This is a genomic window from Peribacillus sp. NPDC094092, assembly GCF_050279365.1.
Taxonomy (GTDB): domain Bacteria; phylum Bacillota; class Bacilli; order Bacillales; family DSM-1321; genus Peribacillus.
The window spans coordinates 883,148-908,877 of sequence record NZ_JBNNUC010000002.1 but is presented as its reverse complement, the minus strand read 5'-3'; the positions used below and the strand labels follow the sequence as shown (position 1 = coordinate 908,877).

At 37.6% G+C, this 25,730-nt stretch carries 20 protein-coding genes and 1 riboswitch; of the genes, 3 read left to right on the top strand and 17 right to left on the bottom strand.

The features are described from left to right. Positions 1-66 precede the first annotated feature (66 nt). The 5 genes from recD2 to cymR form a co-directional block, all read right to left on the bottom strand. Entirely contained in the window at positions 67-2,472 is a 2,406-nt protein-coding gene (recD2, locus tag ACQKNS_RS13340) for an SF1B family DNA helicase RecD2 (RefSeq protein ID WP_427643501.1), read from the bottom strand. A 36-nt stretch (positions 2,473-2,508) separates the two neighbouring features. Continuing rightward, positions 2,509-3,174, bottom strand: a complete 666-nt coding sequence (locus tag ACQKNS_RS13335) for a tetratricopeptide repeat protein (protein ID WP_427643499.1) — start codon at positions 3,172-3,174, stop codon at positions 2,509-2,511. A gap of 122 nt (positions 3,175-3,296) precedes the next feature. After that, the gene (gene mnmA, locus ACQKNS_RS13330; protein ID WP_427643498.1) at positions 3,297-4,412 is read right to left on the bottom strand and encodes a tRNA 2-thiouridine(34) synthase MnmA; all 1,116 of its coding nucleotides are present in this window, start codon (positions 4,410-4,412) and stop codon (positions 3,297-3,299) included. A gap of 29 nt (positions 4,413-4,441) precedes the next feature. Then, on the bottom strand, positions 4,442-5,587 hold the full coding sequence (locus ACQKNS_RS13325) for a cysteine desulfurase family protein (protein ID WP_427643496.1): 1,146 nt from the start codon (positions 5,585-5,587) through the stop codon (positions 4,442-4,444). Positions 5,588-5,647: 60 nt separating this feature from the next. Then, a complete protein-coding gene (cymR, locus tag ACQKNS_RS13320; RefSeq protein WP_076365115.1) occupies positions 5,648-6,067 on the bottom strand; it encodes a cysteine metabolism transcriptional regulator CymR in 420 nt (139 codons plus the stop codon). A gap of 394 nt (positions 6,068-6,461) precedes the next feature. On the opposite strand from cymR, the gene ACQKNS_RS13315 reads away from it, so the two are divergent. Next, positions 6,462-7,733: a replication-associated recombination protein A gene (locus ACQKNS_RS13315; protein WP_427643494.1), complete on the top strand. Its 1,272-nt coding sequence runs from the start codon at positions 6,462-6,464 to the stop codon at positions 7,731-7,733. Between the two features lie 532 nt (positions 7,734-8,265). On the opposite strand, the gene ACQKNS_RS13310 is transcribed toward ACQKNS_RS13315, so the two are convergent. Next, positions 8,266-8,697, bottom strand: a complete 432-nt coding sequence (locus ACQKNS_RS13310) for a hypothetical protein (RefSeq protein WP_427643493.1) — start codon at positions 8,695-8,697, stop codon at positions 8,266-8,268. A gap of 121 nt (positions 8,698-8,818) precedes the next feature. Continuing rightward, positions 8,819-9,187: a hypothetical protein gene (locus ACQKNS_RS13305; protein WP_427643492.1), complete on the bottom strand. Its 369-nt coding sequence runs from the start codon at positions 9,185-9,187 to the stop codon at positions 8,819-8,821. Between the two features lie 632 nt (positions 9,188-9,819). On the opposite strand from ACQKNS_RS13305, the gene ACQKNS_RS13300 reads away from it, so the two are divergent. Beyond that, entirely contained in the window at positions 9,820-10,749 is a 930-nt protein-coding gene (locus ACQKNS_RS13300) for a LytR family transcriptional regulator (RefSeq protein ID WP_427643490.1), read from the top strand. A gap of 1,190 nt (positions 10,750-11,939) precedes the next feature. On the opposite strand, the gene ACQKNS_RS13295 is transcribed toward ACQKNS_RS13300, so the two are convergent. The 9 genes from ACQKNS_RS13295 to ACQKNS_RS13255 form a co-directional block, all read right to left on the bottom strand. Further along, on the bottom strand, positions 11,940-12,071 hold the full coding sequence (locus ACQKNS_RS13295; protein WP_258249672.1) for a hypothetical protein: 132 nt from the start codon (positions 12,069-12,071) through the stop codon (positions 11,940-11,942). Positions 12,072-12,951: 880 nt separating this feature from the next. Further along, positions 12,952-13,056: an anti-repressor SinI family protein gene (locus tag ACQKNS_RS13290; RefSeq protein ID WP_427643489.1), complete on the bottom strand. Its 105-nt coding sequence runs from the start codon at positions 13,054-13,056 to the stop codon at positions 12,952-12,954. A gap of 18 nt (positions 13,057-13,074) precedes the next feature. Beyond that, a riboswitch (cyclic di-GMP riboswitch) is annotated at positions 13,075-13,162 on the bottom strand. 460 nt (positions 13,163-13,622) lie between these two features. After that, positions 13,623-15,422 (bottom strand): ABC transporter ATP-binding protein, encoded by a 1,800-nt coding sequence (locus ACQKNS_RS13285; RefSeq protein ID WP_427643487.1) that lies wholly within the window; start codon positions 15,420-15,422, stop codon positions 13,623-13,625. 204 nt (positions 15,423-15,626) lie between these two features. Beyond that, positions 15,627-16,109 (bottom strand): lasso peptide biosynthesis B2 protein, encoded by a 483-nt coding sequence (locus ACQKNS_RS13280; protein ID WP_427643485.1) that lies wholly within the window; start codon positions 16,107-16,109, stop codon positions 15,627-15,629. 33 nt (positions 16,110-16,142) lie between these two features. After that, positions 16,143-16,439, bottom strand: a complete 297-nt coding sequence (locus tag ACQKNS_RS13275) for a lasso peptide biosynthesis PqqD family chaperone (RefSeq protein ID WP_427643483.1) — start codon at positions 16,437-16,439, stop codon at positions 16,143-16,145. Next, the gene (locus ACQKNS_RS13270) at positions 16,420-17,364 is read right to left on the bottom strand and encodes an HPr kinase/phosphorylase (RefSeq protein WP_427643481.1); all 945 of its coding nucleotides are present in this window, start codon (positions 17,362-17,364) and stop codon (positions 16,420-16,422) included. The genes ACQKNS_RS13275 and ACQKNS_RS13270 overlap by 20 nt, the downstream gene beginning before the upstream one ends. 130 nt (positions 17,365-17,494) lie before the next feature. Next, positions 17,495-17,626 (bottom strand): paeninodin family lasso peptide, encoded by a 132-nt coding sequence (locus tag ACQKNS_RS13265; RefSeq protein ID WP_141489635.1) that lies wholly within the window; start codon positions 17,624-17,626, stop codon positions 17,495-17,497. Between the two features lie 15 nt (positions 17,627-17,641). Beyond that, positions 17,642-19,582, bottom strand: a complete 1,941-nt coding sequence (locus ACQKNS_RS13260) for a lasso peptide isopeptide bond-forming cyclase (protein ID WP_427643479.1) — start codon at positions 19,580-19,582, stop codon at positions 17,642-17,644. A gap of 827 nt (positions 19,583-20,409) precedes the next feature. After that, the gene (locus ACQKNS_RS13255; RefSeq protein WP_427643477.1) at positions 20,410-21,645 is read right to left on the bottom strand and encodes a nucleotidyltransferase domain-containing protein; all 1,236 of its coding nucleotides are present in this window, start codon (positions 21,643-21,645) and stop codon (positions 20,410-20,412) included. Between the two features lie 495 nt (positions 21,646-22,140). On the opposite strand from ACQKNS_RS13255, the gene ACQKNS_RS13250 reads away from it, so the two are divergent. Next, the gene (locus tag ACQKNS_RS13250; protein ID WP_427643476.1) at positions 22,141-23,835 is read left to right on the top strand and encodes a hypothetical protein; all 1,695 of its coding nucleotides are present in this window, start codon (positions 22,141-22,143) and stop codon (positions 23,833-23,835) included. Between the two features lie 597 nt (positions 23,836-24,432). Here ACQKNS_RS13250 and ACQKNS_RS13245 read toward each other — a convergent pair. Continuing rightward, positions 24,433-25,554: an O-antigen ligase family protein gene (locus tag ACQKNS_RS13245; RefSeq protein ID WP_427643475.1), complete on the bottom strand. Its 1,122-nt coding sequence runs from the start codon at positions 25,552-25,554 to the stop codon at positions 24,433-24,435. Between the last annotated feature and the right edge of the window lie 176 nt (positions 25,555-25,730).

The following is a 25,730-nucleotide window of genomic DNA, read 5'->3' as shown; positions in this document are numbered from 1 at the left end:
ATAAGTTATATTCTATAGTTCCACCAAAACCATGAACTTTAAACAAAATTCATCAAATAGAACCAGCTACATAAAATCATATGGCGTAACATTCTCCATCCCGATCATCGGATCGGCATGCATGAGAATATCAAGATAACTTGATGGTTGATGTACTTCACCCTTTTCCACAGGCATTTCTTCTTCACTCAATATCTCTTGCAGCTTTTCACGCAAAGTCGTTTTCCGGCGCATCTCATCATTACGCTCGATCCCTATACGGAATGCATCTTCTTCACCGCAAAGGATCAAGAAATTTTTACTGCGGGTTATCGCCGTATACAATAAATTACGGCGTAGCATCCGATAATAACTTTTCACTACCGGTAAAATGACAATGGGGAATTCGCTTCCCTGCGACTTATGGATGGAGCAGCAATAGGCATGTGTAATCTGGTTCAAGTCCTGTTTCGTGTAAGTCACTTCGATGCCCTCGAACGATATGATTACTTTATCGACATGATCGGTATTTTCTTTAGCGAACAAGATGGACACGATTTCACCCATATCGCCATTAAAGACACCCTCCTCTGGCTGGTTCACCAGTTGAAGCACCTTATCCCCCGTTCTATATATCACATCTCCGAATTTTATTTCCCGCCGCTTTTCGTTCGCATTGCTATTGAACACTTCCTGAAGCATTTTATTCAGGGCATCAATCCCCGCAGGCCCTCTATACATGGGAGCCAGCACCTGTATATCCTTGGCCGTGAAGCCTTTCGTCCTCGCATTGGCAACCACTTTCTCGATCACTTGGGGGATTTGGCCTGTTTGGCAGCGAATGAACGAGCGATCTTCCTGCTGTTTCGCAACATCATCCGGAAGCCTGCCTTTTTTGATTTCATGGGCCAATTCAATGATCGATGAGCCATCAGCTTGACGATAAATATGTTCCAGGCTGACTGTCGGTACACAGTTCGATGCAAGCAAATCCTTTAAAACCTGCCCAGGGCCAACAGATGGCAGCTGGTCTTCATCACCAACCAATATCACTTGGACATTTTCCGGCAGAGCTTTAAATAATTGATGGGCCAGCCACGTATCCACCATGGAAACCTCATCGATGATCACGATGCGGCCATCCAGCTGATTATCCTCATCATAGGAAAAGCCTTCACTCCCGTTCCACCCGAGCAAACGGTGGATCGTGACAGCAGGGAGCCCAGTCGACTCGGCCATTCGTTTCGCTGCACGGCCAGTAGGGGCAGCAAGTACGAATGGAAATGGATCGCTTCCTTCTTTTTTATAATCGTTAATGTCCATGGATACGCCATGCAGCTCTGCATATAGCTCAACGATGCCTTTGATGACTGTCGTCTTACCGGTACCAGGTCCGCCCGTCAAGATCAACATGGGTGATTGCAGGGCTGTCTGGATCGCTTCCTTTTGGGCCGGTGCATAGGAAACACCCAGCCGCTCTTCCAGCTCCCCAAGTGCCAGCAAGAACTCCGATTCCGGGAACTGGTCCTCATACTCGGTTTGGGCAAGCAGTCTCTTGATGTTCATCACGATTCCCTTTTCCGAATAGAATAGCGAAGGCGGATAAATTCGTTGATCCTCGACAACTATTTTCCCCTCTTGCGTCAATTCGATTATTTCCGAGGAAATGTCCGTGAACTCAATGCGGTCCCGTTTATTTTCTTCCAGCAGACGTTTGACGGCCTCCAATAGCTGCTCGGCTTCTATGTAGATATTTCCGTCCTGAAGGCATTGTGATTCAAGCGTATACAAGCACGCAGCCTTGATCCGATCGGGATGGCTGCCGGAAATGCCCAGCTGGTGCCCAAGCTCATCCGCCCGTCCAAAACCAATCCCTTCAATATCCTCAACGAGCTTATACGGATTTCCCTGAACCATCGTGATCGTATCCTGCTTATACATTTGATAGATCTTCATCGACAGCTGGGGACCGAAGCCATATTGATTCAAGGCAATCATCACCTGCTCCAGACCTTGATGCTCGACCAATGTATCATAGAGCCCCTTTGCCTTTTCTCCGGATAGCTTCGGGATATCATCAAGTAGCGAAGGCTGAGCCAGAATTTTTGATATTGCCTTTTCACCCAGTGTCTCAACAATGCTTTCAGCCGTTTTTTTCCCAATGCCCTTGAAAAGGTCACCGGATAAATAACTGACGATTCCTTCCTTGGATTGAGGCAGATCCTTGCGGAAATGCTCGACATGGTATTGAAGGCCAAAACGAGGATGTTCCTTCATGGCCCCATAAAAAATATAAATCTCATCCTCATGCATCCTTGGAAAATAACCTGTCACGACCGCTTCCTTCTCTTCATAATTCAGATTCGTTTCATGCACGCGAATTCTAACAACCGAGTACATGTTTTCTTCATTATGAAAGATCGTCACTAAATGACTTCCTTTCATGAACTTTTTCTCTTCTGAAAACAAATCCAACGAATCTTGCTGGCTCAACGCTTCTCCCCACCTTTCCATGCATATGCCGTTTATTTACTCGGCATTCATTTCTTCCAACAGTTTCTTTCCATGCGCAGCAAGCATATGGTCTGGCTGTGCTTCCAAAGCCTTATCAAAATAATCCATCGCCGCTTGCGCATCCTCACGGTACCCTGCAAACGCAACGCCCAAATTATAATAAGCATCCGCATGGCCCGGATCCTGTTCCACTACTAAATTCAGTTGATTGATCAATTCATCATACAATTCCGCATTGGCAAGACAAAGCGCATATTGGAATCTCGCATCAACGTCCTCAGGGCTCAGCTCCACCGTTCTCTGTAAATAAGGCATCGCCAACTTCGGTTGATCTAACGCCATCAATGTCAATCCAAGCATGAAGTAAGCATCGCTGTTATCCAGTCCTAAACGGATTGCCTTTTCAAACATATCCTTCGCTTCGACTAGTTTAGAATCGGATTCATAATATAAGTTTCCTAATGAATAGTAAGCGGCCGCTGCATTTTCATCCAGCTCAATCGCCTTTTTGTAAAATTTGACCGCTTTTTCCGTTTCTCCCACGGCAGTCAATACATTCCCAAAGTTTATGTACGCAACAGGCTCATTCGGATTTTCCTCGATCGCCTCATTAAAAACTTTCGCCGCTTCTTCGTATTTCCCTTGCTGCATAAATTCAATTCCTTGTTGATTCTTATCCATATCCATTCACACTCCATTTTTATATTAAAAAGTATAGCATAAGCCAATGGTCGAATTCAGGCGGTACACCCGCAATCCAAAAGAAGTCCCCAACCGCAAACACAGCTGGGGACATGCTTATTTTACCCTACGTAAGTCAGTTTTTCACCTTTTTTAAATACTTCATCAATCGTACCGCCGCCAAGGCACACTTCACCATCATAGAATACGACTGCTTGTCCAGGCGTGATCGCGCGGACTGGCTCGTCAAAGATGACTTCGACATCACCGTTCTCCAATACCTTCACCTTCACACCGCTATCCTCTTGACGGTACCGGAACTTTGCCGTACATGTAAATTCACCGGCCGGTATATGTTCCGCTACCCAGCTGACGTTCACTGCACGAAGGGAATTGGAATACAGCACATCATTATCAAAACCTTGACACACATATAAAACATTGCGTTTCAAGTCTTTTCCCGCAACAAACCAAGGTTCGCCGCTGCCGCCGATCCCTAGACCGTGACGCTGACCGATGGTGTAATACATCAAACCGTCATGCTTGCCCATGACCTTGCCATCCATCGTGACCATATCACCGGGCTGAGCTGGGAGGTAATTGCTTAAAAACTCTTTGAAATTGCGTTCACCGATAAAACAGATCCCTGTAGAATCCTTCTTCGTTGCCGTGGCAAGGCCCGCTTCCTTCGCCATTTCACGGACTTCCTTCTTATCAATATGTCCAAGCGGAAACATGACTTTTTCCAACTGTTCCTGAGTAAGCTGGTTCAAGAAGTACGTTTGATCTTTATTATTATCGACACCGCGAAGCATTTTGTATTCGCCATCACGGTATTCAACCTGTGCGTAATGTCCTGTAGCCACATAATCGGCACCTAGGCTTACGGCATGTTCAAGAAAGGCCTTGAACTTGATTTCCTTATTGCACATTACATCCGGATTCGGGGTACGGCCCGCTTTATACTCATCCAGGAAATAAGTGAAAACTTTATCCCAATACTGCTTTTCGAAATTGACCGCATAATAAGGGATGCCGATTTGATTACATACGGCAATTACATCATTGTAATCTTCCGTTGCCGTACAAACTCCGTTTTCATCTGTATCATCCCAGTTCTTCATGAAAATCCCGACCACATCATAGCCTTGATTCTTCAATAGCAGGGCTGACACAGAAGAATCCACGCCTCCTGACATTCCCACGACGACGCGGGTGTCCTGTGGTGCTTTTTTCATTCTGTCACCTCATTTATTTAAAGCGGGAATTATCTTCCCACTAATCTATTAACGATTTTCACGGTGGTTTCAGCCGCCTGCCTTACTTCCTCTTCCGTATTGTTCAGACCGAAGCTGAAACGAATCGAATTCTTCGTCCGCTCCGAATCTTTCCCGAACATCGCCACAAGCACATGCGACGGATCGATTGATCCGGCAGTACAAGCAGATCCGCTCGATACAGCAACACCTGCCAAGTCCATATTGACGAGCATCGATTCCACATTCGTACCCGGAAAACTGACATTCAGCAAATGCGGCAGTGACTGTTCCATAGATCCGTTAATTTCATATTTTACATCCGCCTCATCAAAGACGGCAAGCAATACGTCTTTAAATCGCTTGTATTGCTCCTTTTTCTTTTCCATCGTGCTTTGTGCAATGGACACGGCTTCTGAAAAACCGGCAATGGCCGGAACACTCTCCGTACCAGCACGGCGCTTGCGTTCTTGTTCCCCGCCATATAATTGCGGATTCAGCTTCAAGCCTTCACGCACATAAAGAAAGCCGATTCCTTTGGGACCGTTGATTTTATGCGCGGATACACTCAGCAAATCCACACCCAGCTCACGAACGTCAATAGAGATCAAACCATATGCCTGAACCGCATCCGTATGAAAAATGGCCTGATGCCCCTTGAGCAGCTGTCCAATTTCAGCAATCGGCTGGATCGTTCCAACCTCATTATTGCCGAACATGACCGAAACCAAAATCGTGTCGTCCCGCAATGCGGCCTTTAAATCGGCAATTGAAATAAGCCCCGCTTCATTCACAGGTAAATATGTGACCTCAAAGCCAGACTTCTCAAGGTATTGGCATGTATGCAAAACCGCATGATGCTCAATCTCCGTCGTGATGATGTGCTTTCCATTTTCTTTATAAGCATTCGCAACACCAACGATCGCCGTATTATCAGCCTCGGTTCCACCGCTCGTGAAAATGATTTCATTACGCCCAGCTCCGATGCTCGTCGCAATACTCGAACGCGCTTCATCCAAAACATGGCGCGCCTCCCGCCCGAAAGCATGAATGCTCGACGGATTTCCGAAGTCATGGCTCATGACTGTCATCATCCTATCGATCACCTTCGGATGCATCGGTGATGTCGCAGCATGATCTAAATATATTCTGTCCACTTTTTTGTCGCCTCCATTAAAAAACGCAAGCGCCTACATAATAGGCGCATTGCTAATCACTTAAATATAGTACATATAAGAATCGATTTCACCCGTATCCTTATAGCTCGCCAAATCCATAAGCGTCGTATTATCCAATACATCCTTCACAGCATCGCGAATCCGGATCCAAAGCTGGCGCTTAACCGGCTCCTCATCCTCAATTCCTTCAACAGGGGTAATCGGCCCTTCCAATACACGAATGACATCACCCGAAGTAATTTCCTGAGGATCTTTAGACAGGATATACCCGCCATACGCACCGCGGACACTCTTCACCAACCCCGCATTACGAAGCGGCGCAATCAACTGCTCCAAATAATGCTCCGACAGATTATGCGTCTGGGCAATCGATTTCAAACTCTTCGGGCCTTCCCCGTAATGTTTAGCAAGCTCGATCATGATCGTCAAACCATAACGGCCTTTAGTAGATATCTTCATACATATACACCTCAAATTATTTATCCGTTTCTAAATTCTTATGAAATTATAGCATATTCCCGCCGGAAATGCATTCACCCGCCCTCCATTTGTCAAATTATCCTAATTGGAGAGGTAGGAAAAATGAGAAAGTGCATGTACCCCCTGAGCGGCGATCAAGAAAGCGGATTTGCCGTACCTATTTGGATATTTCCCTGGATGCTCACATTTCGGCCAGATTAAAGGCAGAGTCTATTTAATTCCCTCATAAGAAGGATAGGTCGATTTATCAACCTTACAGCATAAATTATATCCCCAAAGGAACTTCCATAATCGAATTCGACTTCTTTTACAGCATAATCAGCGCATTTCCCCCATCAGTTGTGATATTTTATATACAAAGGAGAGGTGCGCAATGAATATAAAACCGCTTGCTTTCCGGATGCGGCCTCGGTCGATTGATGAGATCATCGGGCAGGAGCATCTGGTCGGTGAAGGAAAAATTATCGCAAGGATGGTGAAAGCCAAACAGCTTTCTTCCATGATCCTGTATGGTCCGCCGGGAATTGGCAAGACATCGATTGCAAGTGCGATTGCCGGAAGCACGAAGTTTGCTTTCCGGACGCTGAATGCGGTGACCAATAATAAAAAGGATATGGAAATCGTCGCAGCGGAGGCCAAGATGTCCGGGAAAGTGATCCTGCTGCTTGATGAGGTTCATCGACTTGATAAGGCGAAACAGGACTTCCTATTGCCTTATCTTGAAAACGGGATGATCACTTTGATCGGTGCAACGACCAGCAATCCCTATCATGCCATCAATCCGGCCATCAGAAGCCGGTGCCAGATTTTCGAGCTCAAATCATTGGAAACCAATGATATAACCAAAGCCCTGGAACGGGCACTTCATGATGAAGAACGGGGGCTTGGTGCGCATAAAACCGATGTCGGACTTGATGCACTTACCCATTTCGCGACCGCTTCGAACGGAGATGTCCGCAGTGCCCTTAACGCTCTTGAGCTCGCCGTCATTTCCACCGAACCCGATGGATCCGGAACCATTCATATAGATCGGCAAATTGCCGAGGAATGCATGCAGAAAAAAAGCTTCTCACATGACAAGGATGGAGATGCCCATTATGATGTTCTGTCGGCTTTCCAAAAATCTATTCGCGGCAGTGATGTGAATGCAGCCCTTCATTATTTGGGGCGCTTGGTCGAAGCCGGTGATCTTGTCAGCATTGCCCGCCGCTTGGTAGTCATCGCTTACGAAGACATAGCCCTTGCCAATCCGCAGGCTGGTCCCAGGGCCCTCGCTGCAGTCGAAGCCGCTGAACGACTCGGTTTCCCCGAAGCCCGGATTCCACTTGCCAACTCAGTGATCGAGCTATGCCTATCACCCAAATCAAACACGGCCATTGCCGCCATTGATGCAGCACTATCCGACATTCGCAGCGGCCATAGCGGAGATGTACCGGATCATCTTAAGGATGCCCATTACAAAGGGGCCGCAGATCTCGGACGAGGCATCGGCTACCTTTATCCGCATGACTACGAGAATGGCTGGGTGAAGCAACAATACTTACCGGACAAACTGCGCAGCAAAAAATATTACAAACCGAAAAAGAGCGGGAAATTTGAACAAGCCCTTGCCTCGGTCTATGAAAATATCGAGAAGAAAAAATAACTCCGGATCACTTCAGATCCGGAGTTTTTTTATAGAAAATGAAAACTTTTAACATGCCCCTATTGAGAAAAAACGCCTCCCCTTCAGCATCCACCATCACCATTGCCAACTTTCATCGAAAAGTGTACAGCTACATTCCATTTCGGCACATTCAAGATTCCTAATTTCGAAACTTACTTCTATTAAAATCCCAACTAGATGAATAAACCCAGGGAGTTCTAGTTTTATTGACCATTTAGATATCATTTGGTGACCGTAAAAACAACTTATATCGCTAAAATCATTCACAGGCAGTATGTACAACTGTCAGTCCAACGCTCCGGCAAGTTCTTTTTAGAAACCGGAACGCTTAGGCTGCATTCCCTTTGAATCCTGGCTTGGCCAATCTGTCCCGGTCGAAATCTTTTCAGCATTTTCATTCAGGTTAATGTATGCACGTACTTAGTAAGACGATATGTCAATCACCGCTGCTAGCGGCATGTCCCTTTTCATAAGAAGGCACAACAACATTTTAGTTGCTGTACCTGTGTGGTCACTCTTCTTCTTTATAGATACCCTTCGAAGCTTTGATCATATTTTCCAGCCACATTTTTTTAAATACATTCACACGACGAGGACTGCCAGTCTCTTCAGCCTCAGTAGAATTTTCCGTTTCATCTGCGGCATCGGTAAGGATTTCAGTTGAACTCCCTTCATCTGCTGAACTTTCCGTTGAGCTGCTTTCATCTGATGAGCTTTCCGTTGATTCACTCTCGTACGATGAGCTTTCGGTTGATTCACTCTCATACGATGAGCTTTCCGTTGATTCACTCTCGTACGACGAGCTCTCCGTTGATTCACTCTCGTACGATGAGCTCTCCGTTAATTCACCCTCGTATGTTGTGCTTTCCGTTGTATCACTCTCGTATGTTGAGCTTTCCGTTGTATCACTTTCGTACGCTGAACTTTCCGTTGAATTTTCCATTTATTCTTTAGCCTCCAATATATATTATCCTTAGGGATATCCGTACTGCATATCTAAAAGGGACTTTGCTTATCACCCAATTTTAAAGGAATCTTCTAAATTAAATATTTGTTAAACCAGATTAGCCTTCCGCTGAATCACTCTCGTCCGCAGAACTTTCCGTTAATTCATCCTCGTCTGCTAAAATTTCCGCTGATTCATCCTCGTACGATGAGCTTTCCGTTGATTCATCCTCCTCTGCTAAGCTTTCCGCTGATTCATCCTCGTCTGCTAAAATTTCCGCTGATTCATCCTCGTCCGCTAAGCTTTCCGTTGATTCATCCTCCTCTGCTAAGCTTTCCGTTGATTCATCCTCGTACGATGAGCTTTCGGTTGATTCACTTTCGACTGATTCACTTTCGTACGATGAGCTTTCGACTGATTCACTCTCGTTTGTTGGGCTTTCGGTTACATCACTTTCGTATGCTGAACTTTCCGTTGAATATTCCATTTATTCTTTAGCCTCCCATATTCATTTATTCTTTAGGGATATCCGTACTGCATATATATGCGCCTTCTTTCTAATAGGGACTTTCCTTATCACCCATTTTAAAGGAACACTCCATCCATTTTTAAAAATTAAGCAAATCCATTTTGACTGGTCATATTCATTAGATTGAAACACTTTTCTCCTTGTAAAAAAATGACCTCGGAATCTTTATGACGAACCGCTAAAAGCAGGTACTGTTTTTGATATTTGTATGGCCAACCCAATTTTTCAACTTCCTATAAAATAAAGTGACACAATCAGTCGCTGAATCCTTTCGAGATCATCATAAACACACATAAACATGGTAATGACAAAACTTACCGTCGGCACAATATTTCTGGATGTAAACAAAAAAGTAAACCCTAGGCCAAATTACATAACCAACAACGAAAAAAGTGCAATTTTCTCAATCAGTAACTAAATTAAAATTTTAATCGATCAAACGTCCTATCCCCTCATTTTGTTTAACTTATTAACAAATGACACACCAAAATATGTAAAAGGTATTATAAAATAGTAAAATATACTATTCTTTTACTATGAAATTAAATATAATAGATGAAGTGGTTAGAAAAAGAGGAAGGAAGTAAAATATGAGACATGAAAAAAAGAAGAAAAAGAAACGGACATGGCTGAAGGTAGTTGGGATAATTGTCCTACTTTTCATTCTAGCTGGGGGAGCCTTTGCCTACTCCGTATGGAATTCACTGACAAAAACCGTTGACACGATGCATACACCAATAGACCGTACCACGGATAAACGAACGAAAGACCTTGCACTATCAGACCAGGAGCCATTCTCGATGCTCATGCTTGGCGTCGATGAACGTGATGGCGACAAAGGCCGTTCAGATACAATGATCGTCTTGACAGTCAATCCACAAAAGAAATCGGTCAAAATGCTAAGCATTCCGCGTGATACACGGACCGAGATCGTCGGCCATGGTACACAGGATAAAATCAACCATGCATTTGCCTTCGGCGGCGCGAAAATGTCCATGGATACCGTTGAAAACTTCCTTGATATCCCAATCGACTATTATATGAAGATCAATATGGAAGGCTTTAAGGATATCGTTGACGCAGTCGGCGGCGTGACCGTTCAAAACGATCTGGACTTCACTTATGAAGGCGTCCATTTTGCAAAGGGAAGCATTAATCTAAATGGAGAAGATGCGCTTAAATATTCGCGAATGAGATATGAAGATCCGAATGGTGATTATGGCCGTCAATCCAGACAACGCGCCATCATAGAGGCTGTCATCAAGGAAGGTGCAAGCCTTTCATCCCTGACGAAATACGATGATGTATTCGATGCATTAAGTAAAAATATCCAGACGAATTTGACGTTTGATGACATGATGGACATCCAAAAGAACTATAGGGAAGCAAGCAAAAGCATTACCCAAGCAACTATTCCAGGAAATGGAACGAAAATCGACGGAGTCTACTATAATATCGTGTCGGATGAAGAAAAAGAAAAGGTTCAATCCGAATTAAAAGAACAATTATCCATTAAATAAGAAAAATGTAAGAGCTGTCCGGACCCGCATCCTGACAGCTTTTTCATTTTCCCCGTCCAATATTCTGACAAAAAACGAACACCAAATGTAGAGATTTGTTGGAATTTTTGTTGTTTATTAGGCATTAAAAGACGGTATAATCTAATATGAGCAGAATATTCCATCTCCCCTTGCCCCTTCATCACTAGACTCAATTATTCTTTGGACCCGGAATTCCACAACCAACATTCATCAACAATCATAAATCAACCTAAACAAAAGGAGTGTATTTAAATGAAAATCAAAGCAGGCAGCTGGGCTATGCTAAGCACACAGGACAAAATGTTTATTCTGAAAGCCATCAGTGATCGTTCAAGAATGAAATATGTTTCATGAGAAGTAAATCCATTCGGCATTATACGAGAGCAGCGCCTCTCCCTTTTCAATAAAATAAACTTGAACATGAAAAAGGAGAGGAATCTATTTAAACTTATATCACATAACAAACAGCATTCGCCTTTTTCTCTTACGACATGGCAATCTTGTTTCAAAGTAAACGCCCTATAGCGATAATTGAAGACCTGTGTAACTCTGGTATTTCATAGGCCGATTTATGCTGCCTTCCAACCTTATCCAGACTCCAGTTCTTCACCTTATTTAGAATCGGCCTACATCATTCGGAAAAGTCTTAACATTCATATTCAATAAAATTATAAGGCGACGATGTTGCACTTAATCTTCCAGAATCGGAAATTGCAGCTTCGAAAGCTTTTTAAACCACTCGTCCATGAAAAATAATACAAGCTTCTATACCAGAAGAATACCCGCCAAAAGACGCCTATAAGAATCTTAGTTTTTCACAGGTTATCATTCTTATATATTAAGAAAACGAAAAAAAGCATGTAATAAACATGCTCATAAATTATATGTATCGAATTGAATGCCACCTTCTTTAACGAAACAAGAAAAGAGAAAAGAAGATTCTTAGCAAACCGCTAACGTGTCCAGCATGTCGTCTTGCTAAGGGTACGGCCAAGGACTAGAGTCCCTGCCCCCTCCATACAAGAATGAAATAGCTTATCATTCCAATATGGAGTATTGAACTGTGCTATAAAAGGGGTTATGCTTTGCTCCTCATACGTCTGCGAGGAAAAAAGGAAGATGACCATCGCCCATGAAACGATCAGAATATGGATGAAGTATCTTACGAATCATATACTATCAGGTTGTTCAATGATCCCGCTTAATTTCTCCTTAATCTCCTCCACAAGTTCATTTACAGTAACATCTTGTCCAAACTCACCTTTTGCAAAAGTGTCTTTTAAAATATCAAAAAAATCCATTTGAAATTCCCACTCCACCATTTCATAAGTTGTCCCAAATCTTTTTTCAAAATAAGGAATATAGCTCTTTTATTATAGTAGGGATTGGCAAGCGGAATCTACTATATAAACGAAAAGTTACTGAAAATTAACATTTTCGAAATATTCAGTAGGAGTGAATACTACTAGTCAATATGAGTGGATAAAAAATAAAAAAGGACCGATTCCTCAGCCCCTTCGATACCACAAATTATGATTGCCCCATAAAAAAAGTCATTAATGAAATTAAAATTAAAATAATAGTAAAATAAGTCCCAACAAAAATTTTCTTGCTTCTTTGTTTCTTTTCATAAACTTCCTCGAACGTAATGAATTTGTTTTTTGTCATCAAATAATCTCCTTCTATTTTGATGGCAGCTATCTGACATCGCCCTTTGCGAAGTCCCTTTGCTTGATCTCTATAATGTATCGGCACATAACCAATAATATTTAAGTATTATTAACTATTTTTTTATAGGCTATATTTCTTAAACGTATAGAAGGTTATGACTAACGCATTATGTATATTAACTAAATTCTATGATTATCATGTTATATCCTGCCTAGGTAAAATTTTAATTAAGCGCTTACTTTATAAAATTCATGATTATTTTTATCCAACCGAAAAATGACAACCATAACGGTACACTTAATAAAGTGCCCCATAATAACCCCTTCATAAAAGCATTTAGTACATCCATAATAAAAATCCCTCTCAATTAGGTTGTATTTTTATTATTGTCCCCATGTTCTTTATTATAGATACCTTTACGGCAATTTTTCCGATAATAAAAATAAAAAAGAAGACTGTTTAACAGCCTTCCCTAACGTAATTTTTATCCCCTGATTTGCTTTTTCCAGTTCATTTTCCCTTGATGAACTCTCGCACATCTTCAATAGATAATCCTAGATTTTTAGCCTCTAACATAAGGTAAACCCATTCTTCCCATTCTTTTTTAGCTTCCATGACAAATCCCACCCAACTTGTGGTAACACAGCCGTCTTAGCATTTAGCAAGCCTTAGACCTGTAATTTTGCGTCCCTACTTTTCAATAGGTTTGCCTTTCTCAAGAATATTTCACATTAGTTTTTATTATTCTTCCAAGATTAATAAATTAATAAATCTCTTGAAAAAGTCTTTCGATTCCCTAGTTACATGGTACTAAATAAACCATCATGCCCTTAAAAAATTTCTCCTTAATTAAAACTATATTTATGTTAATTATACTTAAAAACGTAATAATAGCTCATAATATTATTCGTTTTTTTATGTCATTTTTCAACATCGTTCATCAAAAAGCGACATTAGATTGGGAAAACACTGGTATAATGCGTTTTATTTAAAGTACTTTAATTAAAAACAGAGAGATAACCGCTATACTAATCTCGCAATTGTTATTCCAGAAAAATATAATATTTTCAATCAGTACGCTCATTGATTCAGATTTAAAATATTTCCCCTAAGAAAAAAAGCCAGCATTACAAACCATAATATGGCTGTAACCTGACTGGTTCGAGAACTTCAATAAAAATTTACACACTTGATTCCATTTGGATACCTAGTAAATTGCTAAACATCCCTCTTTTTTCATTCGCTAGCTGGTTATATTCACCGACCTGAATGATTTCTCCCTGATCCATGACCAAAACTTGATCGGCATTGCGAATCGTCGATAATCGGTGAGCTATGACGATGATGGTCATTTTTCCTTTTAATCTTTCAATAGCCGATTGAATCTTCGCTTCGTTCTCGGTATCCAATGCACTTGTCGCTTCATCCAAAACCAGGATGGCCGGTTTACGTAAAATCGCTCTGGCTAATACTAGACGCTGCCTTTCCCCCCCTGACAGTCGGACACCCCGATCACCGATGAGTGTATCCAGACCTTGTGGAAGCTTACTGACAAAATCAGCGGCTGCTGCGAACTCCAAAGACTCCCATATGGATTCCTCACTTGCATCTGGGTCAATGATCAGCAGGTTTTCCCTTATTGTTGCATTAAAGAGAAAAGGATCCTGCGGGATATAACTTATGGACCTGCGCAGCGATAATAGTCGGTCATTAGTAAGGGGGATATCATCTATTCTGACTTCGCCCCTATCAGGATGATTCAATCCCATTAATATATCGATTAAGGTGCTTTTACCGGCCCCAGATCTCCCTACAATAGCGGTCATGCGGTTGGATGGTAAGTGTATGTGTATATTTTTAAGTGCATAGGTGTCCTTATTTTGATCATAACTAAAATAAACATTACGGCAATCCAACCCTTGTTCAATTTCAATAGGCTTGATATTTTTATAATCGCATTCATATAACTCTCTTGCATCTCTGCATTGGTTTTGTAAATCCGACAGCGCTTTAAAAGATGGTAGCGTAGATCCTATTTGCTCTAAATTAGATTGAATGCTAGTAAACCTTGGCCATAATCTCGAAAAAATAACCGTAATCAGCATTAATTGTGCTGGCTGGGCCATGAACATCTTTATCGAAAAAAATACAAAAATGGCAATTAAGACTGAAGATACAATTTTGAAGATCATTTGGGAGGTAGTATTTAAAGTCGTTAACTTGATTCTGTTTTTTTCCATTCTCTCACTTAAAGACAGAAACCAATTCAAATGAGATTCCTCTAGTGAATTACTTTTTATATCTTTCATTCCGTTAAGGTGATCTGTCATGCCCGCTAAATAGGTTTGTGTTAATTGATAGGTTTCCTTCCCAATAGACTGAGACTTTTTCACAAATTTCCGTGACGATAAAATGAGAATGAACCCAAAGGCTATTATAAAACTCGTCATTGGAACAGATAAATAAAAAGCTATGCCGATTTGAATGAAAGTAAAAATAAGGGAGGAAATGAACTGTAAAAACAAATTTATCCCTGCACTTACATTGAAGGTTTCATTTGTCATGATGTTGATAATATCGGATTTCCTCTTTTTCAAGTAAAATCCCCAATTGACTTGCAGAAGACTTCCATACGCCTCGTCCCTTAACTTTCTAACAAAACCTTGTTGGATTTTCACTCCCAAGATTGTTTGATTCCGCTTAAAAATACTTTGCCCCACCATTAATAACACATAAGCGCCAAGTATTATTAAAAGGCTGAGCGTTTCCGGCATTCCGATGAATAATTCATTAACCCAGCTTAAGAAAGGCACTTCATCCGTTTTTATATCCATTACACCGGTCAATCCAATCAATGGAACCAATAAGAAAATCCCTACACTTTCCAAAAAACCTATTAGTATCATACAAACAAGATTGATATATAATATTTTTCCCGAATAGTCATGTATTCGTTTTGTAAAAAGTAACAGATGCTTCATCACCATATCCTCCATTCACAGTCCATATTTAGTCGTTTTCCTCCATGTTACCGGTGGTAAAGCGCGAAAATGGAAGGAAAGGTATTGGGTATTCACTTTTCTAAGAGTATTATTCACAATGAAGAAAGTATGGGTGAGGTAATGAGGCGTGGACTCCTGGACCTTGGAGGGTTTATTGGGTTAAAATTGAATGTGTTAAGACCGTTAACTAGACTCTTGTTCTTTAAGACCCTTAATTACATTCTCTTTAGAGAACATAGAAACAACAGTGAACCTATCCATCACTTCAGCTCCCGTTATATAAAAAGGTCCACTGCGCAGCCATGCATGTGCAATGAGCCCTCCATTCTCATCTTTTGCTGTACCTAAGTAAAGAGTGCTATCAATCTTTCGTTTTTCGAGCATCTTCATAGCCGCCATTGCCTTTACTAGACACTGGCTTTCCCAAATGGTATAGCGGCTCATAATTTTTATAGCCCGCGATACATTTGCTAAACTCTCTTTATCCGCTGCATTCAATTCATATGATGACTCTTTCATCTGTTCACCAAGTGTTGGGGCAACTTTTGCAAAGGAAATGCTTTTAAGATAGCGGGCTCGGCCTAAATGTAAAAAGGCTTCGATATACAGCAGCTTTGTCTTGAGATTTAATTTTAAAAAAGTCTGAGCTTTCTTAACGATATTCATTGTTTTAGCCTCCTAGACTAAAGATTCATGATACTAGGAATGGATGCTGACTAAGCCTTGTTCCAGCAATTGACTTAAAAAGTCCGTGACATGCTCTTTACAATCGGTTTGATCGACATTGTATTGGGACTGTAAGGTTGTAACTAACGCTTGAATCGTAATGGGTTCCTTCATCAGCTCCCAGATTTCCCCGCCCAGTTCACCTAAATTATAGTATTTACCGTTAGAAACGCTTAACATGACTTTTTCCCCATCCATGTCACTTACTATGTTTCCTGGACTTTGACTATATAGATTTTTTGTATCAAGTTTATTGATATTCATGAACACTTTCCTCCCTTTTTAATGCATGTAAAATTATTTCGGATAAGTCCGGAGCCGTGAAACGATTCGTTGGTCTACGTAATTGGAAAAACTCAATTTTCTTAATCATTTTGGCAGAAGTGTTGAAATGCCAGTCCATCAAACCAGATCTTTGAATAAAAAAATTGCGGTATGTATGATGATACAGTTTATAAAATCTTTGAAGAAATGGTATTGGCTTAATTTCAATCTCGGCATTTTCACCCTTGATCAATTCAAATACACCAGCAAGCGGGAGTTGTTCGGTAATAAATTGATCTTGAACAGGAACAGCGAATTTATCTTCTCTAACAATGAGTGGCTGATAGTTATTTGAATCCATTTCAAAATGATTTAAGCTCTCCAACCATAATTTTTGTTGTGGATACGAAGGTGTTACAATGGGTATATTTTCATTATTCAATGTTACTGGTATGACATCATCACTCATGAGCTTATAGCCCCTTTTTAAAAAAGCTGAAGCAAGAGTGGATTTACCAGCACCAGAATCACCAACAATCGCATATGCCTTTCCATCTATGGCTACCGCACTTCCATGTATAGGAAGGATATTTCTTTGAATCAAAATGGCACCCATGCAAGTTCCGAGGATATAAAGCCGAATCTCATCTTCTTGTGCCGCATCAATTGGACAAAATTCTATTCTATTACCGCCTTGGATCAAGAAAATGGCCGTATTGGAAACATGGAACATAATCCAGTCTTTCTTAATGACAAAATCATCATCAGGAACTGAATGCTCTGACCATAATGTATGAAGATCAGCTTTTTCGATAGCGATATCCGTTTTATCATCCATTATATTAATAGGAAGCAATTCAGGCAAAGCTATATCACTTGAGACGGTTAAACCATACGCTTCATAAACAGTCCTTGTTTTGATACCGATCATATAAAAACCCCCGTACATAAATAACGTCTCTTAATAGGTCTAATGTTTAATACTTCTTGAAGTCATACCCCTATTAACTGGATAAATAGGGGCTTAGGGGAAACCTAACAGACTTTGTTGCGTACAAAGTTTAACTAAAAGTTATGTCACCTTTAGGCGTGCCTGCTGGAAATGCAGCATCTGTGTAATCACCATCTGTTCCAAGCATTGTTTGATTAACATCAAGAACTTCTAATTCAGGCTTTTTCCATTCCTTTTTCATACTAATCACCTCCTTTTAATGAAATTTTTTTAAAAATCGATATACGATTAAGCTACGCATTAAAAGCTTATAATCAGGATCAGGGGCGTACTCTGGCCTAGCCCCTTCTTTAATCTTTATTAGTGCTTTGTTAATTGCTTGAATATCTAGATATTCTAATGCTTTTTTATCTGCTCTCATCTGCTCCAACTCATCTGTGAATGCTTCCCATTTGGGCAGCATTCTGTGAACCCAATCAGCACCTTGCACACCCCTGTATCGTTGGTTTAACCTTACTTTATCGGGTAAGAAATTCACTGTAGCATTTCGAATCAGGGTACGATCCATCCCATTCTGTACATATTGACTTTCCGGGAGAGATAAGCAAAAGCGAATAACACGGATATCATTCGTCGGATCTCGCTTCCACAACTTATATCTTAATGAGAGTTTGGTGGAAAGCGTGTTCCCAGCATTCCATTGAAAGATATCTTCAAAATGCTTTTTTCTTTCATTAAAAATATCCGAATTCGAATACCAGCCTGTTTCATCCATGCCATATTCTTTAAATTTGTCATATACGCCAATTCCTTCTGCAAATCTTGGATTGATTAAGGAAGGAATTTTATATGGAGTGCCTTCAGGGAAGATCCGATCAATGATTGGAAAGCCGATTCTCGCAATTGTTTTCACCTTTCGCAATCTAGATCCGCCAACATTATTTCTATATTGTTCCAACTCTTGATATAGTCGAACCCACTTTAGCCTTTTTAATAGAAGGGAGTAATATTCCAACGGGAATCCCCAGGAAATTGAAAAGTTTCCTCTATCTCCATTAAGCAAAACACCTATGTCATCCTCATTCGCTTTTTCAAACATCCCTTTCAACCAGAAAGAATTTTCAAAAAACTTATAAGGCATCTCCATGATGTCGAGAAATTCTTCCATTTCAGAATAGGAATCTTTCCCCTTAAAGTCACAATAATGATCAATAATGCCGCCAACATATCCTACCGTCGATTTGATGAAAGGCCGCTCATCAGCCAATAAGTATTTAGGAGTAAAATCTTTAAAATCTTCGGGAGGAATATAACTATATGTATGAAGTGCCATGTTTTCCCGCTGCAATTGATTCACAGCAAAGCCAACAACAGCCCCGGAATCCAACCCACCGCTCAACTGGGCGCCAACTTTCCGATGCGTTCTTAATCTAGATGTAACAGATTCCTTGAAGACATCTTGAAATGCTTCTATGTAATCTTCAGTAGATTTAAGTTTTAACTTAGCCCGTTGAGTTAAATAGGAATATCGTTTTAAATTTACCCTATTGTTCTCTATTGATAAGCTATGAGATGGCGGGATCTGATTTATGGTTGTATACGGCGTTAATGAAGAATCCACTGCATCAATCATTCCCGATACAGCCAAATACTCAGCAAGCCACTGCTCATTCAACTTTTTTTCAATAAAAGGTAATGACAAGAGCGGTTCCATGGTAGTGCAAAAGGTAAATTTCTGATGATTTTGGTGGTAATAAAGGGTTCTGCTTCCTGAGAAATCCCTTGCCCCAAACAACTTCTGTTTCTTTTCGTCCCAAATGACAAAAGCAAAATCCCCTACTAAGAATTTGGGAGCATCTTCCCCCCACTTATAATAGGAGAGGAGAATCAGTTCACTATCCGTCATGCCCTTTTGATCGGATGGCTTCACTTGTAACCTCTGGAATAACTCATCACGATTATCAATAATGGCATCAGCAGTAATCGTACATTGTCTTTCAAAATCATATAGCGGGAGCTGCTCCCCAACAGATTCAGGCGTGATCCATTGAGCATGACAACCGAGAAAAACCTTTTCTGAATGCCACATTTGGACTGAATCAGAAGGGTACTTTTGTAAAGCCGTCATCAAATTATGGCAATATTGAAGATTCATAGGCTCTTCATTAAAATGATAAATACCGGCTATAGCACTCATGTTTTCCTCCTGATCGTTTCTTTATGTATGGTTGGTGTTAAATCCACCACCAATAAATTCACATTTTCAAGATAAAAATACAGTATAATTACTATTATTACTTGATCTTTCTCCTCCGTTGGTTCATTACCTTGATGAAAATACTACTATCATCTGACTTAAAAAATTTCACACCAACTAATTTTAAAGGTGTCCATACTTCTTTCATTAGAAATAGAGGCATTTATATTCATCCTTTCTTCATGAATTCATCAACAAATATCTTTGATCTGGATATACAATTTTTTATATAAATAAATTCACTTTGAATAATATTCTATTTTAAATGTACTACTGTTTATCTTCTGATGATTTTTACAATCGGTATAATATTGACAACCATTATATCTCATTTGAGAACGCCCTGTTCTTTATAACGAATTACATAAGCTAAAATTACCACCTATTTATGACTATGTCAACAAGTTTTTAAAGCAAAAAATGGTTCTTCATGTGAGAACATTTTGTTTAGAAATATAAAACGTAAATGAAGAAAGATCCAATAATTTTGGGTTTATTCTACATTTCCAATTATATCCTTTAAGTAAGCTTATTATTAAAAACCATTAATATGATTCGATTTAACTAGGATAGTCAATTAATTAAAGAAAAGCTTTTTCCACTGAAGGGCTAGATTAATTTTTTTCTTAAGAAAACACCAAATGGGTATGAATATGCATACCCATTTGGTGTTTTGTCTAAATTATTTCACTACCTCAACATTTCACTTTTAAGACTTAAAATGTAAATTCATATAGTATTCCCCATCCCGTTTTTACCTCATAACCCTAATTAACATTTTTACTAATCTTTCTCCAAATCAGCAAAAATGGACGTAAAGGATAATACAAAAAAAATAGGGGTTTAGGCAGCCTTATTGTATCTATATCTTTAGAACTAGGAGTTAATAATGTAAGAATAAAAATTACCTTCTGTATTTTTGACTTTATTGAAAATTTATAAAGGTTAAAAGAGAGAGATTTTCGAATTTTTGAACAAAAATGATTTCCTTGGGCATTATTCATATTCTCTTTTATATAATCAAATTCTGTATTCCCTATTTCTACTATATTAGTTATAGCTAAATTTGCTAACTTTCTAGATTTTTTCCCTGTTGTATATGTATGTTTATCTTTACTAATTGGGGTTTTTAACAATAGAGAGGCTAGTATTAGTGCTTGTCCTATTAAAAGATCGTTTTGTTTTCCCAAATGGTAATATTGAAACTTTTTTATAATTATTTTATCTTGGTTTGTACTTTCATCTTTTCTTACCATTTGGTCGATATCCGCCAACCATCGAAGTCGAAACCATCCATGCCTGGAACCATGAGCAACTAAATATAAAAATAAATCCTCCTTTCCTAGATAATAGACTGGATGACCAGTCAATTTACTCTCTCTTTTTCGTTTCCACATTTCATTAAAACTCGGTTCTTTAGTGGGTGCAGGATGAAGTCGCCAATGAATTTCAATCTGAATTTTCTTTTCTGGATGAAAGAATGCCTCATGGTGTTTCCTCCATTTCCAATCAATAAATGTTTTTGAATGTTCTTCCTTCTCGTATCCAAGATTTAAAAGTAGTTTTTCAACTCTATTATAATTTTTCTTTTCAACAAGAATATCTAAATCCTTAGAAGTTCTAAGAGAAATGTCACCGTATATTTCATTAGCAATTACTGGACCTTTTAAATAAAGGAGATTTATAGAATTCTCAGAAAAATATTTGCTTATTTCCCCCATTTCCCCACTTAGTTGAAGCATTTTTATAGTATTTATTTTATAATCTTGATATAGAGTTTGAACTACATGAGAAGGAATAAATTCGTTATTTATCTTATTTATCTTTGAATAAATTAATGGGAAAACTCGATGATGCCTTGCCAGCTGTAGAAATTTGTTCCAGTCTATATTTAAAAGTAATTCTTCTTCAATCGTTACTGTATCATTTCCATTAGTTAATTCCAGTAATAATATTAATTCATTATGTAAAATAGACAAATCGACCTCGTAATTATTATTCATCATCTTCTCCTTTTTATAAAAACAGATCTATTTCTTAAAATTAAAATTAAAACTAGAGATTTCAAGGTATTCAAATATACTATAATACCTAGTGAAAAATGAGTATAAGTGATTGCTAGATTAAGTTTAATAAGTCAATATTACTAAATTCAGTTATCTATTTTGTCCCCTTAAACTACCCCATTATAACTCTGTTTGTAATCATAGCATGAGTTTAAATTATGTCTCAATATATTTTTCAAGCTTTCGGATTAAGGAATATTGGATTATAATCTAAAATCCTTCATCATAAACCTTAAGCTATAATATATTAATTAGGAAAAATAAATAATTCAATATTAGAACTTTTAACTTTTTATCATTCATTTAACAAAAAAACTAAAACTAAGTGTTTAATAGAAGAAGGTATATCATTAGATTAAATTGAATTTTTTTTATTTAGCTATCCTCAAATCTACATAGTTAATAAAACAAAATAAAAGGGAGAGAAAGAGCTTGAAACGAAGAAATTTTCTATGGACTAGTTTACTTTTAATTTTTGGTTTCTTTTTTGGCTATACAGTCAAAAAGGAGGGGGATAACTTGATATTCCAACGATTAGATATATTAAAAGATATTAACGAGAAATCAAAAGAAAATAATTACCCAAATTCAGTAAAGGTAATACAACCCACTGGCACTAGTAATGATAGTACGAATATCAATAACTTATTATTTAACGGAAATGGAAAGTTTATCTTTAAAACTGGAAAATATCACATTGAAGAGGATATTATTGTCAAAAGTAATTCAATATTAGAATTTGAAGAAGGTGCTATTTTTATTAAAAATCCATCTAGGTTAAAAGAATATAATATATTATTCATTAAAGATGTTTCTAATGTTACATTATTAAACCTTTCTATAATAGGTGATAAATATAGTCATATAGGAACTTCAGGAGAGTGGGGGCACGGAATTACATTACAAGGTACTACTAACGTAAAAATACAAAACGCGAAAGTAATCGAGTGTTGGGGAGATGGAATATATATCGGTGCTGTTCCTATGCAAGGTACTAGATTCTCGGGAAACACATGGATTAATAATGTAATCTGTGATGACAATAGAAGAAATGGACTAACAGTGAGTAGTGTTAAAGGGTTATATGTGCAGAACAGTCAATTCAATAACTCAACAGGTGCAGACCCACAAGCAGGTATAGATTTTGAACCTGACAATGATACCATGTTTTTAGAAGGTATAGTCTTTGATAATATTATTTTAAAGAGTAACGGTAAACGGGGAGTATTCTTTTGTTTATGGCTTTTATTTGGTGATAAGGATGAATCACCAATAAAAAACGTTTCAATAACAATGAATAATGTCATAACCGAAGGTGGATTATATGGATTTGAAACATTAATGAGTAATTTCACAGGAAATCAGGGTGGAAACTATTTTAATCGGGTTGCCATAAAAAACCTAAAAGGAGAAATAATCTTAAATAATTGTCAAACAAAAAATAATCTCAAAAACGGTATACGCCTATATAGATGGTATGATGTTGGATTAAAAATAACTTTTAATAATTTTAAATTATTATATCCTAATGTTGAAAAGGGGCAATACTTAGAAAGTAATGCTGCTATATCTTTATTTGACCCAAATAATTCATCAACACCAAACACTTATCATTTAGGTGGAGTAGAATTTAATGATTTAATCTTATTTCATTCAAGGAAGGATCCATTAAAGAAGGCAATCATAGTAAATGACATTACAAACAAAAACCCAGCAAAAAATTTCATTTTATGTAATACAAAAAAAATAAATGGCACTATCAAGTTCGCTCAGATGTTAGATGAAAGTTGCATGGTTATTGATCAAAATAAAGTTCATAAATTAGTAGATACAGAATCAGGTCCCGTTATGTTCGATGACGATTTTTATACTATTTTTTCAAACAAAGGAGCACAAACTCCGGTTACAAAAATATTAGATGCAACTAAAATGCACAATGAAGAAATCACATTTATCAACGAAGAAAATTTTTCTTATATTATAAAGTGTAAAGATGGCCAATCATTCTTTCCATTTGATTCAACAACTTTGACACTATCCAGTATGGGTAGTAAAGTAACAGTTAAAAAAGCTAACGATACTTCTTGGTTTGTAACTAATATATATGGAAAGTGGATTAAGAGTTAATACTTGAGTGAATAAAATAAAACTTTACTAAATAAAAAAAGGTTTATTTTTTTAATAGTATTTCTAAAATCTCCTTGATGCCTAATCTTAGTCTGAAAAACCTGATTTGGTCATCTCAATAACTAGAATATAAGATGCTATAACTAAAAAATCTCAAGACAATTTTCTGTACAAGTTGGATCCCAATCAGAAAATTGTCCTGTAATGCTAATGAAATATCAAGTTTTTAGTATAGAATATCTAATATAGACAAGCTTTTTAATTTTAACACCATTAAGTAGCTATCTTACTAAAACAACAATAGTATAATTAGACATTATACTATATTGCGAAAGAGTACAATTATCCTCCATACTCCCAACGGAAAAAATTATTTGATACAAATCAAATAAGGAATGGAACTATTTATCAAGAAAACATTAAAATACGAGTTCCTCCCTCAATCAGTTTATAACTAGGTCTATTTGATTTCGACCTATCTTATTATGCAAATTTCATGATGAAGTATTACACTTACACTTTATAGAATTGATCATAAGTATATTAAAGTTGAATAAAGTTAACAATAACTACATTATATTATTTTTTAATATAGATTTATAACAACTTATAATTTCTTTTTGTACAGATGATTCCAATTATTATTATAGGATTAATAAATAAGGAATTATGCCAATAAGTGTAAAATGCCCCCACTAGACAAACAAATAAAACAACATAAAAGTAATCTGAATATAAAATCTTGGTTAGAATGTAAAATAATAAAAATAATAGAGATATTGTAACTATGATTCCCATTTGTAGTAGATATTGAATTACAAAGTTATGAATTTCCATAGTAATCCCATACTTATGTAAATCGGGCCAGCTTGAACCTATACCTAAAATTAAATTATCATATATTACTTCCTTAGAGTTAAATATTAAATCAAATCTTCCATTATCATCAAGTAAAGCTGTAGATGTTCTACTTTCTAAAAGCAATTGAGAAGCTCCAAAAAAACTTATTATTAATATAAATATTAATAGGAAAGATTTATAATTTTTATAAATATATTTAGTATTCATAATTACATATAAAGTAAAAACTAGTATTAATACAACTAAGCCAGTTCGAGAAGTGTTTATAATATTTGCGAATAATAATAAACTAAAAACTATAAAACTTCGCAATTCGAAATTTTTATATAATCTTATTAACATTATAATAGCGCCGCTACAAACGAATGCAGAAAGTGTACTTTTTGGAATAAAATATAGATTGAAAATCGTTCTTTCGGAATAAGTAAAAATTTCCCCCAATTTTATATTGAATATACCAAAAGACAAATATTGAAAAACCAAACCAATTGCCAAAGAAATACAAACTGATAAATACATGTTTGTATAACTATGTACCTCTTCTTTTTTAATCGTAGGATTATTATCAACATATAGAAATGTAACTAGTATAACTAAAATAAAAAGAATTAAATTTAATGTATTCTTAAAACTCTCTATAGGATCTAGTGATAAAATAACACCTATTAAAATAAATACGATAGAGGATAAAGCAAGTAAGAAAACTAATATATTTACTTTATAGTTTTTACATAAAGTATTTATAAATATAATTAAAATATATATAATCAAACACAATTCCATCAATGAAAAATTAGATACTAGATTAATATTATAAAATGCCGATGTGAATATTATTATTGGCAAAAATGCCCTCAATGTTCCCCCTTTATATCTTCTATATAAGATAATTATTGAAATAAATGAAAAAATCACTGCTGTCTTTCCAATTATTAAATATAAAAGTACGTTGAGTAAACTTAATAGAAAAAACATTGTACCATTCCTTTTTAGAATCCTAATTTATCATCTTGTTTCGTACTTAATAAATTTTA